The sequence below is a fragment of the Bradyrhizobium sp. 62B genome (assembly GCF_030272265.2).
Lineage (GTDB): Bacteria > Pseudomonadota > Alphaproteobacteria > Rhizobiales > Xanthobacteraceae > Bradyrhizobium.
In genome coordinates, this window is sequence record NZ_CP092841.2 from 5,972,439 (window position 1) to 5,984,922 (window position 12,484).

The following is a 12,484-nucleotide window of genomic DNA, read 5'->3' on the forward strand; positions in this document are numbered from 1 at the left end:
GCCGCATGCCATGTCGCTTCTGGGTCCCGGCTCTGCGCCGCAACGCCTGCGCGTTGCAGCTTGTCCGGGACACGAGGCCCCTCACACGGGCTGCGGCGTCCGGATCTCGCGGGGCAGGATGATAGCGGCGGCGATCGCGAGCAGGCAGAGGCCGGCGAAGGCGTGCAGCATGGTGACGAAGCCGCCCTGCTCGTAGAGCCAGGCAACCAGGCCGACCGAAGCACCCGCCGCGGTGAAGCCGATGAAGTAACGCACGGCGTAGGCGCGCGAGCGCCATTCCTCGCTGGTGTATTTGCCGACCATGGCGTCGTTCACCGTGACCTGGCCGAACGCGCCCATGACGATGCCGATCGACACCAGGATCAGCGGCAGATTGTTCAGGGTCGCGGCGAGATAGAGGAACGGCGCCAGCATGAAGGACAGCGGCAACGCCACCGTCTTCAGCGAGTAGCGGTCGAGCAGCCGGCCGATCGTGTACTGGGTCATCGCGCCGAACACGTAGACGCAGGCGGCGATGACGCCGAGCAGCGCCGGGCTTTTCGTCAAGTCCGCCAGCCGCTCCGCGAACAGCTTCGGCAGCGCCACGGTAACGGCGTTGAACGTCGTGGAGATCGCGATCACCACGATCAGCAGCGACAGCACCACGCGCCACATGTCCTGCTTGGCCACCCGCGCCTGCGCCGCCGCCTGCTTGGCGCCCTTGCGGTCCTCGTGCACGACCATCATCGCAAAGGCGAGGCCGATCAGGATCGTGACCACGCCGGGAACGATGAAGGCAAAACGCCAGCCGAGATATTGCCCGATCACGCCGGTAACCAGCGCCGAGGAGGCGACGCCGAGATTGCCCCAGACGCCGTTGATGCCCATCTCGCGGCCGAGCCGGTCGGCATAGGACACGATCATTGCGGTGCCGACCGGATGATAGATCGAGGCAAAGATGCCGATCGAAAGCAAGGCGGCGCCGAGCTGCGCCGGGGTCTGCACGAAGCCGACCGCGATCATGGACAGACCGATGCCGACGAAGAAGATCAGCATCATGTGGCGGCGGCTCCAGCGGTCCCCCAGCCAGCCCGTGAGCAGCGAGCCGGCACCGAAGGCGACGAAGCCCGGCGTCGCGTAAGGCAAGAGTTCCGAATAGGCCATGCCGAGCGCCGGGCCCATGATGATCACCGCGGCGGCGAAGATCAGCATCGAATAATGGTCGATGAAATGGCCTGCGTTGACGAAACTGATCACCCGGCTGGGGCTGTTCATTTCCCGAATCCTCTCCTGCTCCGAAATGAGTTATATGTCCTCCCCATGACGGGATGCCGCCAATGACTGTCTTGGAAAGGCCAAACTTGGAAACGCCTATCCTCCGGGAGGTCCGGAGCAACCACCGCTCGCCCGCCGGCGTGCATCTGGTCGCGCGCGACTATCCCAAGGGGATGCGGATCGATCCGCATTTGCACCGCGAGGCCCAGCTGATCTATGCGGCCAAGGGCACCATGCAGGTGACGACCCCCGGGGGACGCTGGCTGGTGCCGCCGGACCGGGCGGTGTGGGTCCCGGCCGGGCTCGATCATGCCCTCGACCTGCTCGCCGATATCGAGATGCGCACGCTGTATTTCGACCTGTCCTGGCTGAAGCGCGAAAAGCGCTATGAGGGATTGACCAGGGAATTCGTGGTCCGGGTCTCGCCGCTGCTCAACCAGGCGATCCTCGCGCTGTTCGACACTGGCAATACCGAGGAGCGCGCCGAGCTGCTGGTGCGCCTCGTCATGCTGGAATTGCACCAGGCCGAGGATTCCGCGACCTTCGTGCCGTTGCCGCATGAGCCGCGCTGCCGCCGCGCCGCGATGATCGTGCTCGACGACCCCACCGGCCTGCACGACATCGACACGTTGGCGCGCGAGGTCGGAACCTCGGCGCGCACGCTGTCGCGGCTGTTTTCCGCGGAGACGCAGCTGAGCTTCAAGAGCTGGTGCCAGCGCGCGCGGATTGCCGCGGCAATCCAGCGGCTGTCGACGGATGCAAATGTCTCCGTGAAGCAGCTAGCGACCCAGCTCGGCTATGCCAGCGTGCCGGCATTCTCCGCCGCGTTCCGGCAAGTGACGGGGCGGACGCCGACGGAATTTGCGGGGAAGTAGGCCGCTCGCATTCACAGGTCGTCGTGCCCAAGCTTGTCCCGGCCATGACGATGCGGAAACTGGAATGCCTCAAACTGCCATATGCGATCGCCCTCGCCTCGCCCAGCATGCCTGCATTCTCCAAACGCACGGCCCGACTAAAGTTGCCGCATTCCTCCGCTTGATTGTGATCGGTTTCCGCCCAAATCCCGTGTAAGCTTCCGCAACGCACAACTGACACGAAAGCCCCGATGGCCAACGCCTTCTTCTCCGACCTGCTCGCCACCATCTCCGAGCGCGGCCGCACGCTGCTTCGTCGCGGCGAGGCCGCCGATACCAGACCGGATGCCGATGGGCTGATCGAGCTCTGTGATGCGCTGCTGTCGGGCCGAGGCGAAGCGTCGGGCATCGCCATCGCCCGCGAGGTGCTCGACATCTACCGTGAGCTGGATGCGGCGGGACGCCGCGCCTTCTTCGACGGACTGGTGCGCGATTTCGGCCCGGACCGGGAGCGTCTATCGAAGGCAATCGAGAAATGGCGTGCCGCGCCGAGCGACGAGGACGCGAGCTCGCTGCATTTCGCTTCGGAGCCGCGGCGGCAGGAGCTGATCCGCCGGCTCAACCGCGCGCCCGGCGGCACCGGCGAGCTCGTCAACATGCGCGCCGATCTGCTCGGCATGATGAACGGGCACACCGATCTCGCCGCCCTCGATCGCGACGTCTCGCATCTGCTTTCTTCGTGGTTCAACAGGGGGTTTCTCGTGCTGCGCAGGATCGACTGGTCGACGCCGGCCAACATCCTCGAAAAGATCATCCGTTACGAGGCCGTGCACGAGATCTCCGACTGGGACGATCTGCGCCGCCGCATCGATCCGGTCGACCGCCGCTGCTATGCGTTCTTCCACCCCGCGATGGTGGACGAGCCCCTGATCTTCGTCGAGGTGGCGCTGACCGAGACGATTCCGGGCGCGATCGCGCCGCTGCTTGCGGTCGACCGCCAGCATCTGCCGATCGAGCGCGCGCGCACCGCCGTGTTTTATTCGATCTCGAATACCCAACGTGGCCTTGGCGGCATCTCCTTCGGCAGCTTCCTGATCAAGCAGGTGGTGGAGGAGCTGCGCCGCGAAACGCCGAAGCTCGACACTTTCGTGACCCTGTCGCCGGTGCCGGGCTTCATGGCCTGGGTGAAGCAGGACAGGGACCTGCCGCTCTCGGACGAGGACCGCGAGGTGCTGAAGCGCCTCGACGATCCCAAATGGTTCGAGAACCCCGAGACGACGTCGCTGCTCCGCGCCGTGATCGAGCCGCTCGCCGCGCATTATTTCCTCAAGGCGCGCACGCCGAAGGGCAAGCTGATCGATTCCGTCGCCCGCTTCCACCTCGGCAACGGTGCAAGGCTCGAACGCATCAACTGGCTGGGCGACCTCTCACCGAAGGGATTGCGGGAGTCGGCCGGCGTGATGGTCAACTACCTCTACCGCCTCGACGACATCGAGAAGAACCACGAAGCCTATGCCAATGACGGCGAGGTCGTGGCGTCCAGCGCGGTGAAGAAGCTGCTGAAGGGCGAAGGGCGACGGCTGCTGGATATGCGGCTGTCGTAGCTGCAAACCCAGTTGTCGTCCCGGACAAGCGCAGCGAAGCGAAGCGCAGATCCGGGACCCATAACCACAGAGAGTGATGGTTACGGGGACTCGGAGTGACCAGCTCGCGCCACGACTTTCCCCTGGGGCTATGGGTCCCGGATCGGCGCGCGCTTGGGGCGCGCTTGTCCGGGACGACAGCGAGTGTGACGCGGCCATCGTGCCGTAGCGCTGGCGCCCCTACTCCGCCAGCGCCTTCATCTCCTTGTAGAGATCCGACTTGCCCTCGAAGCCGATGCCGGGGAGATCGGGCATCGTGATGTGTCCGTTCTCGACGCGGACGCCGTCCGGGAAGCCGCCATAGGGCTGGAACAGGTCGGGGTAGCTCTCATTGCCGCCGAGGCCGAGGCCGGCGGCGATGTTGAGCGACATCTGGTGGCCGCCGTGCGGGATGCAGCGGCTGGGCGACCAGCCGTAGGTTTTCAGCACTTCCAGCGTGCGCTGGTATTCGCAGAGACCGTAAGACAGCGCGCAGTCGAATTGCAGCCAGTCGCGGTCGGGGCGCATGCCGCCGTAGCGGATCAGGTTGCGGGCGTCCTGGTGGCTGAAGAGATTTTCGCCCGTCGCCATCGGTCCCGGATAGAATTCGGCGAGCGCGGCCTGCAGCGCGTAGTCGAGGGGATCGCCAACCTCCTCGTACCAGAACAAGGGATAGTCGCGCAGCATCTTGGCGTAGGCGATGCCGGTCTCCAGGTTGAAACGGCCGTTGGCATCGACGGCGAGCTGCGCGTCCTTGCCGATCTCCTTGAGCACCGCCTCGATCCGCGTGCGGTCCTCTTCGATCGGCGCGCCGCCGATCTTCATCTTCACGACGTTGTAGCCGCGATCGAGATAGCCGCGCATCTCACCGCGCAGCATCGAGAGATCCTTGCCGGGATAATAGTAACCGCCGGCGGCGTAGACGAAGACGCGTGGATTGGCTTTGACGCCGTGGCGCTCGGCGAGCAGACGGAACAGCGGTTGGCCGGCGATCTTGGCCACCGCATCCCACACCGCCATGTCGATGGTGCCGACCGCGACCGAGCGCTCGCCATGGCCGCCGGGCTTCTCATTGGTCATCATCGCGGCCCAGACCTTGTCAGGGTCGAGATTGTCGCCGGCGCTATTGAGCAGCGACTTCGGATCGGCCTCCGTGATGCGCGAGGCAAAGCGTTCGCGGATCAGGCCGCCCTGCCCGTAGCGGCCGTTGGAGTTGAAGCCGTAGCCGACGACGCGCTTGCCGTCGCGCACGACGTCAGTGACGACGGCGACGAGGCTCGTCGTCATCTTGGTGAAGTCGATATAGGCGTTACGGATCGGGGACGAGATCGGCTTGGTGATCTCGCGGACGTCGACGATGCGGACGGACATGGGCAGGCCTTCTCTTGGCGTCATTCCGGGATGGTTCGAAGGACCAGACCTCAGGTGCGCAATTGCGCACCGGGGAATCTCGAAATTCCGGGTTCGATGCTTCGCATCGCCCCGGAATGACGGTGACTATTTCTTATCCCTGAAATAAGGCTCGACGGGTCCGTGCACCTTGATGGTCAGCGGGTTGCCGTGGCGGTCCTTGGCGTTCCCTGCGGTGACGCGGACCCAGCCCTCGCTGATGCAGTACTCCTCGACATTGGTCTTCTCGACACCCTTGAAGCGGATGCCGACGTCGCGCGACAGGATGTCCGCGTTGTAATACGGGCTGTTCGGATCGACCGACAGGCGGTCCGGAAATTCGTCGCTCATGATTGTCTCGCTCACAGCAGTGTTTCGATTTGATTGCGCAATCCTTCGGGCCGTGCGGTCGGCGCGTAGCGCGCGACCACCTTGCCCGCTCGGTCCACCAGGAATTTGGTGAAATTCCATTTGATGGAGGCGCCGAGAAGCCCGGATTGCTGGCGTTTCAGGTACTCATACAGAGGGTGCGCATTGGCGCCGTTGACGTCGATCTTCTCGAACAGGGGAAAGGTGACGTCGTAATTGGTCGAGCAGAACGCCTGGATCTCGCTCGCCTGGCCCGGCTCCTGCGCGCCGAACTGGTTGCAGGGAAAGCCGAGCACGGCGAAGCCGCGCGGCGACAGATCGCGATGCAGATCTTCCAGGCCGCGATATTGCGGCGTGAAGCCGCATTTGCTCGCGGTGTTGACGATCAGTAGCACCTGCCCTTCGAAGCGGCGCATCGGGACCTCCTCGCCGGCCAGCGAGTTGGCTTTGAAGTCGTAGATCACCGACATCGCTAGCCCACGGGATCGATCGGCGACGGCGGCACGCCGCCGGCCTCGATCGCCTCGCCTGCGAGCAGACAGAGATCCTCGCGATAGCGGCCGGACACGACGTGCACGCCGACCGGCGCCTTGCCGACGAGACCCGTGGAGACCACGAGGCCGGGCAATCCCATGAAGGGAATCGCGATCTGCGGCAGCTGCGCTTCCCACACCCGCTTGAAGGACTCGTCGTCCTTGCGGTCCAGATGATCGGGGAACGGCAGCTCGCCCGAGACCGGCGTCAACAGCACGGCGTATTTCTCGAAGAACAGCATCCAGTCGCGGGTCAGCGTGGCCCGCCGCGTCAGCGCCTTGGCGTAATTGGCCTGGTCCATCGGCGTGACCCTGGCGCGGTTGCCGCGCAGGCAGGCCAGCGCGCCGGGATCGCCTTCGCGTTCGGCCGCCTCGAGCTGCGCCTCATAGCCGTCGCCGAGCCAGAGCTTGATCTGCCACTCGACCGCCTCGCGCATCGGCGGCGTGTCCTCGATGATATCGACGGTCCACCCCGCCCGCTCCAGCCGCTTGCCGGCATCGCTCACCGCCGCCTTCACCTCCGGCGTGGTGGCAAGGCCGCCCGGATTGAGGCAGAGCGCGGCGCGCTTGTCTCGCGCCGGGCCTTGCAGCGGCGCCGGCACGAACCAGGGATCGCGGATGTCGCGCGCCGACATGGCTTCGAGCGAGATGCGCAAATCGTTGACGGTGCGCGCCAGCGGACCCGACACCGCCATGATCTGCGGCCCGATCGGGCGCTCCGGCAGCGCCGGGTTGAAGGCGGGGATGCGCCCCAGCGTGGGGCGCAGACCGTGCACGCCGCAGGCATAGGCGGGATAACGGATCGAGCCGGCAATGTCGGTGCCGTGGGCGATGTGGCCGATGCCGGCCGCGACCGCCGAACCGGCGCCGCCGGACGAGCCGCCCGGCGTCAGCGAGGCATCGCGCGGGTTCTTGGTGTCGCCATGGATGAGGTTGGTGGTGAACCAGCGATAGGAGAAGGCCGGGCAATTGGTGCGGCCGAGCAGGATGGCGCCGGCTTTGCGGAAGTTGGCGACGACCGGATTGTCCTCGCGCGCGATCACGTCGCGCTGCAGCTTCAGGCCGTTGGTGGTGGCAAAGCCCTCCTGGTCGACATTGGCCTTGATGGTGACGGGCACACCGGCGAGCACGCCCGGATCCTCGCCCCGCGCGATGGCGGCATCGACGGCATCGGCCTGCTTGAGCACGTCGTCCGGCCGGTGGTCGATCACCGCATTGAGCTTGGGATTGACGGCATCGAGCCGGGCGAGACCGGCCTTGGCAGCCTCCCTGGCGGACACCTTTTTGGACTTGACGAGGGTGGCGAGGTCGGCAGCCGACAGGCGCCAGAGATCTTGCATGGCTTGCTCCGTGTAACCGGCGTCTTTTAGCGCCGGGAACGCGGCAAAGCCATGCGGATTTCGCGGGGGTGAAGGGCGGGCGCTCAGCACGTAATCGCGCCGTGGGCTCGGGTGAGGGCTCTGTCCCCTGGGGGTTCTCGCTTGCGGAGACACCCTCTCCCCAGCCCTCCTCCGCGAGCGGGGGAGCAGCGCACCTCGCGTGCCTCTAATGCCTTGTCGCGGACGGATCCGGGATGTCCAGCAGCGCCTCGGTGAAGGGAAACTCCAGCACGACCTCGCCTTTGGTGTCGGTCACCTCGATCACCGCCTCGAGCAGGGCCCGCTGGGTGCCCTCGGACTTCACCACCTCCAGGATCATCTGGCGGGCGACCTCCCAGGCGCGATCGGGGTTGCGCAGGTCCTCGCCATCAGGATCCACGATCAGTTCGTCGCCGATACGGGTGTTGAAGAAATATCTGGGCATGCCTGATCCAATGGGGTCGCCTGTAGCCGATTGGAAGCCGTTCTAAACTCACAACTCGTTTATCCCGACAGGGACCACGACCTATCGGCATTTTGGTGTGTCATTCGCGCATCTTTGCGGCCGGAATGCGCTCTCTTGCAGCGCAGCAATTCGGGAGGCCTACTACCTAGGTCCGGGAAAATTTCACTAGCGAACTTCTCGGCGCGCATTAACTTAGAGGGTGGGCGGATACGTCCGAATTCGCAAAAATGGAGAGCCAAAATGGCATGGAAAGCCCCGAAGATCGTCGAAGTGCCCTGTGGCATGGAAATCAACATGTATGTGAGCGCCACCCGCAAGTAAGCCGGTTGGCGATCTCGCGTTCTGCGGCGGTGGATCTTTTGGTCACGACGCGTTTCCGAAGGATAGAATCCGTGTCGGCATTTGCGTCGGCCTGAGATCCACCGCGCGTGTTCCTTTCCAGGAGACGGATCATGCTTCGCGTCGTCGTCCTGGGCGCCGCAGCCGGCGGCGGGGTTCCCCAGTGGAATTGCGGCTGCGAGGGCTGCCGGGCGGCCCGCAATGGCGGGAATGAGCTGCACCGGACGCAAGCCTCGATCGCCTTCAGTGGCGACGGCGACAACTGGTTCCTGATCAACGCCTCCCCCGACCTGCGCCAGCAATTGAATGCCACGCCGCAGCTACACCCCAAGGCCGGTGCGCTGCGCCATACGCCTATCGCGGGCGTGGTCCTGACCAACAGCGAAGTGGATGCGGTGGCGGGCCTGCTCTCGATGCGCGAGAGCTCGCCGTTCACGATCTATGCGCATGAGAAAGTGCTGGCGATCTTGGCCAGCAACAGCATCTTCAACGTGCTGAACGAGAAGCACGTGCGGCGCCAGCCGATCGGCATCCATGAGCCGTTCGAGCCCCGCCTTCCCGATGGTGCACGTTCAGGGCTCGAAGTGCTGCCGTTCGCGGTCTCGGGCAAGTCGGCCTGGTATCTGGAAGGCAAGGCGCATCCCGGCGGCGAGAGCGGCGACGGCGATACGCTGGGCCTGAAGATCACCGACAAGTCGACCGGCAAATATTTCTACTTCATCGCCGCCTGCGCCGAAATCACCGACGCGCTCAAGACCGAGATCGACGGCGCTTCGCTGGTGTTCTTCGACGGCACAGTCTGGCGCGACGACGAGATGATCAGGGCCGGGCTCGGTCACAAGACCGGCAAGAGCATGGGACACGTCGCCATGTCCGGTGACGACGGCGCCATCGCGCGCCTCGCCGACCTCAATATCGACAGGAAGATATTTCTGCATATCAACAACTCGAACCCGGCGCTGCTGCCTGCCTCACCCGAGCGCAAGACGGCTGAGGCGGCGGGCTGGCAGATACCGGCGGATGGAACGGAGATCGTGCTGTGACTACGGCGTCAATGACGGGAATGACTGCGCTTTCGATCGGCAGGGATATCAGGCTCAACTCCGCCGAGGAGCTCGAGGCGACGCTGCGCCATATCGGGGCGACGCGCTATCACAGCCTACATCCATTCCATAAGCTCTTGCACGGCGGCAAGCTGAACAAGGGCCAGGTGCAGGCCTGGGCGCTGAACCGCTACTATTACCAGAGCACGATCCCGATCAAGGACGCGGTGGTGATCTCGCGCTTCCGCGACCGCGCCACGCGCGTGGAATGGCGCCACCGCATCGAGGACCATGACGGCGATGTCGGCAGCGAAGGCGGCATCGAGCGCTGGATCAAGCTGACCGAAGGCCTCGGCCTCGACACGGCCTACGTGGAATCCACCGAAGGCATCCTGCCGGCGACGCGCTTCGCGGTGGAGGCTTACGTGCACTATTGCCGTGAAAAGAGCCCGCTGGAGGCGATCGCGTCCTCGCTGACCGAGCTGTTTGCGCCGAACCTGCACGAAGAGCGCATCGCCGGCATGCTGGAGCATTACGACTTCGTCAATCCCGACATCATGAGCTACTTCAAGCGCCGCCTGACGCAGGCGCCGCGCGATGCCAATTTCGCGCTGGACTATGTCAGAACGCATGCGAGGACGCCGGAAGAGCGCGCTTCGGTCTGCAACGCGCTGATCTTCAAGACCAACGTGTTGTGGGTGCAACTGGACGCGCTGCAGCACGCCTATGTCGAGGGCAACATTCCGCCGGGCGCGTTCGTGCCCAAAGCGGGCTGAAGAGGAGCAGCAATGGCCGGGCCGCGCAACATCAGCGTCAGCGAGGCGAGCCGCCCCGTGCTGCCGCGGCATGCCAAGCTGAAATATGACGAGACCCGCAAGGTCTGGGTGATCCTGGCCCCGGAACGCGTGCTGGCCCCGGACGAGATCGCGGTCGAGGTCTTGCAGCTCTGCGACGGCAAGCGCAGTGTCGGCGACGTATCCGATCAGCTGGCGGCGAAATACGCGGCTCCCCGCGAGGCGATCCTGGCCGACGTCATCGTCATGTTGCAGGACCTCGCCGACAAGGGCTTTCTGACCGAGATCAGGGAGAAGACGTCATGAGCGACGTGACCATCCCACCCAGCGACAGCCTCGCGGTGCTGGAGAAGCAGCGCTCGACGGCGGAGACCTTCGGCATTCCGCTCGCGGTGCTGCTGGAAATCACCCATCGTTGCCCGCTGCAATGCCCCTATTGCTCCAACCCGGTCGAGCTCGACCGCTCGGGCAAGGAGCTGACCACCGAGGAATGGAAGAAGGTCCTGAGCGAGCTCGCCGAGATCGGCGTGCTCCAGGTGCATTTCTCCGGCGGCGAGCCAACGGCGCGCAAGGACCTGGTCGAGCTGGTCAAGCACGCCAGCGATGTCGGGCTCTACACCAATCTCATCACCTCGGCCGTGCTGCTGACGCGCGAGCGGTTGAGCGAGCTTGCCGACGCCGGGCTCTGCCATGTGCAGATCTCATTTCAGGGCATCGAAGAGGGCCTCTCCGACCGCGTTGCCGGCTACAAGGGCGGCCATCGCAAGAAGCTCGAAGTGGCGAAATGGACGCGCGAGCTGGATTTGCCGCTCACCGTGAACGCGGTGATGCACCGGCAGAATTTGCACCAGCTGCCTGACATCATCCAGATGTCCGTCGATCTCGACGCCGATCGCCTGGAGGTCGCCAATGTCCAGTATTACGGCTGGGCGCTGAAGAACCGCGCTGCCCTGATGCCGACCGTCGCGCAGCTCGACGAATGCACGCGCATTGTCGAGGAGGCGCGCGAACGCCTCAAGGGCACGCTCGCGATCGACTATGTCGTTCCCGACTATTACGCGCTGCGGCCGAAGAAATGCATGGGCGGCTGGGGCCGGCAGTTCTTCAACATCTCGCCGGCCGGCAAGGTGCTGCCCTGCCACGCCGCCGAGAGCATCACCGGGCTCGAGTTCGAATCGGTGCGCTCCAACCATTCGATCGCCTGGATCTGGCAGAACTCGGAGGCCTTCAACCGCTATCGCGGCACCGGCTGGATGAAGGAGCCGTGCAAATCCTGCGAATTCCGCGAGATCGATTTCGGCGGCTGCCGCTGCCAGGCCTTTGCTCTGACGGGCGACGCCGCCAACACCGATCCGGCCTGCGCGCTGTCGCCGCTGCACGAGACCATCTTCAAGCAGGCGGAAGCCGAGGCCGAGGGCGAGACCAGCCGCTTCCTCTATCGGAATTTCGCCGGCGGCACCCTGGAATCCGAGAATGGGACCTGACGCCGACGCGGCCGCTTCCGCCAGGCGTGCCGATCCTTTTGCGCCGCTGACCTCCGACATGCTCGACGTCGGCGACGGCCATGAGCTCTATGTCGAGAGCGTCGGCCGCAGCGACGGCATTCCGGCGATCTATCTGCATGGCGGGCCCGGCAGCGGCTGCCAGCCGGACCATCGCCGGCTGTTCGATCCCGATCGCTTCTGCGCCGTGCTGTTCGACCAGCGCGGCTGCGGCCGCAGCCGGCCCAAGGGCTCGCGCGAGCACAACAGCACGGCGCATCTGATCGCGGACATGGAGAGGATCCGCGAGAAGTTCGGCTTCGAACGCTGGATGGTGGTCGGCGGCTCCTGGGGCGCGACATTGGCGCTGGCTTACGCAGAGGCACATCCCGAGCGCGTCTCCGGCATTGCTCTGCGCGCGACGTTCCTCGGCACCCGGGCGGAGGTTGAGACGGCGTTCACGGTGCGCCTGGCGCAATTCTATCCCGCACTGTACGAGGATTTTCTCAGCGTGCTGCCGCCTGAAGAGCGGGCGCAGCCGGTGGACGCCTACTGGCGTCGCATCCTCGATGCCGACCCGGCCGTGCACGGCCCTGCGGCGCGGGCCTGGCACGACACCGAGCGCGCTCTATCGGAGCACAAGCCCGGCAAGACGCGGCTCGACCTCGCGTCGCTGAACGTCTGGCGCACGCTGCCGGCGACGCCATTCATGGAGGCGCATTATTTCGTCAAAAATTCCTTCATGAGCGAAGACCAGTTGTTGCGGAACGCGGGCCGGCTCGCCGGCATTCCCGGCATGATCGTGCAGGGCCGCTACGATCTGTTGTGTCCTCCCGAGACATCCCACGCGCTCGCGAAAGTTTGGTCCACGTCCGAGCTTCGCGTCGTGGAAGAAGCCGGGCATTCGCTCTATGATGCCGGCGTGAGGGACGCGGTGATGAAGTCGATCGCCGACCTCGCATCGAAGATCGGGCGATGAGAG

At 65.1% G+C, this 12,484-nt stretch carries 14 protein-coding genes; 8 read left to right on the forward strand and 6 right to left on the reverse strand.

The genetic code is table 11. The annotated features are described in order from the left end of the window. Positions 1–81 precede the first annotated feature (81 nt). Positions 82–1,254, reverse strand: coding sequence for an MFS transporter (locus ML401_RS28660; RefSeq protein WP_211416196.1), 1,173 nt, complete (start codon positions 1,252–1,254; stop codon positions 82–84). Between the two features lie 53 nt (positions 1,255–1,307). On the opposite strand from ML401_RS28660, the gene ML401_RS28665 reads away from it, so the two are divergent. Both ML401_RS28665 and ML401_RS28670 read left to right on the forward strand, forming a co-directional pair. Further along, positions 1,308–2,129 (forward strand): helix-turn-helix transcriptional regulator, encoded by an 822-nt coding sequence (locus tag ML401_RS28665; RefSeq protein WP_371746173.1) that lies wholly within the window; start codon positions 1,308–1,310, stop codon positions 2,127–2,129. Between the two features lie 230 nt (positions 2,130–2,359). Further along, entirely contained in the window at positions 2,360–3,712 is a 1,353-nt protein-coding gene (locus ML401_RS28670) for a malonyl-CoA decarboxylase (RefSeq protein WP_212067224.1), read from the forward strand. A gap of 219 nt (positions 3,713–3,931) precedes the next feature. Here the strand turns inward: ML401_RS28670 and tarD are convergent, their stop codons facing one another. The 5 genes from tarD to ML401_RS28695 form a co-directional block, all read right to left on the reverse strand. Then, positions 3,932–5,101, reverse strand: a complete 1,170-nt coding sequence (tarD, locus tag ML401_RS28675) for a D(-)-tartrate dehydratase (protein ID WP_259216899.1) — start codon at positions 5,099–5,101, stop codon at positions 3,932–3,934. A gap of 126 nt (positions 5,102–5,227) precedes the next feature. After that, a complete protein-coding gene (locus ML401_RS28680; RefSeq protein ID WP_041748727.1) occupies positions 5,228–5,470 on the reverse strand; it encodes a DUF3297 family protein in 243 nt (80 codons plus the stop codon). 11 nt (positions 5,471–5,481) lie between these two features. Beyond that, positions 5,482–5,958: a glutathione peroxidase gene (locus ML401_RS28685; RefSeq protein WP_194404050.1), complete on the reverse strand. Its 477-nt coding sequence runs from the start codon at positions 5,956–5,958 to the stop codon at positions 5,482–5,484. Positions 5,959–5,960: 2 nt separating this feature from the next. Further along, complete coding sequence (locus ML401_RS28690) at positions 5,961–7,361, reverse strand: amidase family protein (RefSeq protein ID WP_194404051.1); 1,401 nt, start codon at positions 7,359–7,361, stop codon at positions 5,961–5,963. A 205-nt stretch (positions 7,362–7,566) separates the two neighbouring features. Further along, on the reverse strand, positions 7,567–7,824 hold the full coding sequence (locus ML401_RS28695; RefSeq protein ID WP_285807706.1) for a DUF6894 family protein: 258 nt from the start codon (positions 7,822–7,824) through the stop codon (positions 7,567–7,569). Between the two features lie 261 nt (positions 7,825–8,085). On the opposite strand from ML401_RS28695, the gene pqqA reads away from it, so the two are divergent. From pqqA to pip, 6 genes are all read left to right on the forward strand, one after another. Continuing rightward, positions 8,086–8,166, forward strand: a complete 81-nt coding sequence (gene pqqA, locus ML401_RS28700; RefSeq protein ID WP_007595659.1) for a pyrroloquinoline quinone precursor peptide PqqA — start codon at positions 8,086–8,088, stop codon at positions 8,164–8,166. A gap of 131 nt (positions 8,167–8,297) precedes the next feature. Beyond that, a complete protein-coding gene (pqqB, locus tag ML401_RS28705; RefSeq protein WP_285807707.1) occupies positions 8,298–9,227 on the forward strand; it encodes a pyrroloquinoline quinone biosynthesis protein PqqB in 930 nt (309 codons plus the stop codon). After that, positions 9,224–10,003, forward strand: a complete 780-nt coding sequence (gene pqqC / locus ML401_RS28710) for a pyrroloquinoline-quinone synthase PqqC (protein ID WP_194404054.1) — start codon at positions 9,224–9,226, stop codon at positions 10,001–10,003. Before pqqB ends, pqqC begins: the two co-directional genes overlap by 4 nt. Positions 10,004–10,015: 12 nt before the next feature. Continuing rightward, positions 10,016–10,327, forward strand: a complete 312-nt coding sequence (gene pqqD / locus ML401_RS28715) for a pyrroloquinoline quinone biosynthesis peptide chaperone PqqD (protein WP_126255155.1) — start codon at positions 10,016–10,018, stop codon at positions 10,325–10,327. Beyond that, positions 10,324–11,505 (forward strand): pyrroloquinoline quinone biosynthesis protein PqqE, encoded by a 1,182-nt coding sequence (gene pqqE, locus ML401_RS28720; protein WP_194404055.1) that lies wholly within the window; start codon positions 10,324–10,326, stop codon positions 11,503–11,505. Before pqqD ends, pqqE begins: the two co-directional genes overlap by 4 nt. After that, complete coding sequence (gene pip / locus ML401_RS28725; protein ID WP_285807708.1) at positions 11,495–12,481, forward strand: prolyl aminopeptidase; 987 nt, start codon at positions 11,495–11,497, stop codon at positions 12,479–12,481. Before pqqE ends, pip begins: the two co-directional genes overlap by 11 nt. Positions 12,482–12,484 lie beyond the last annotated feature (3 nt).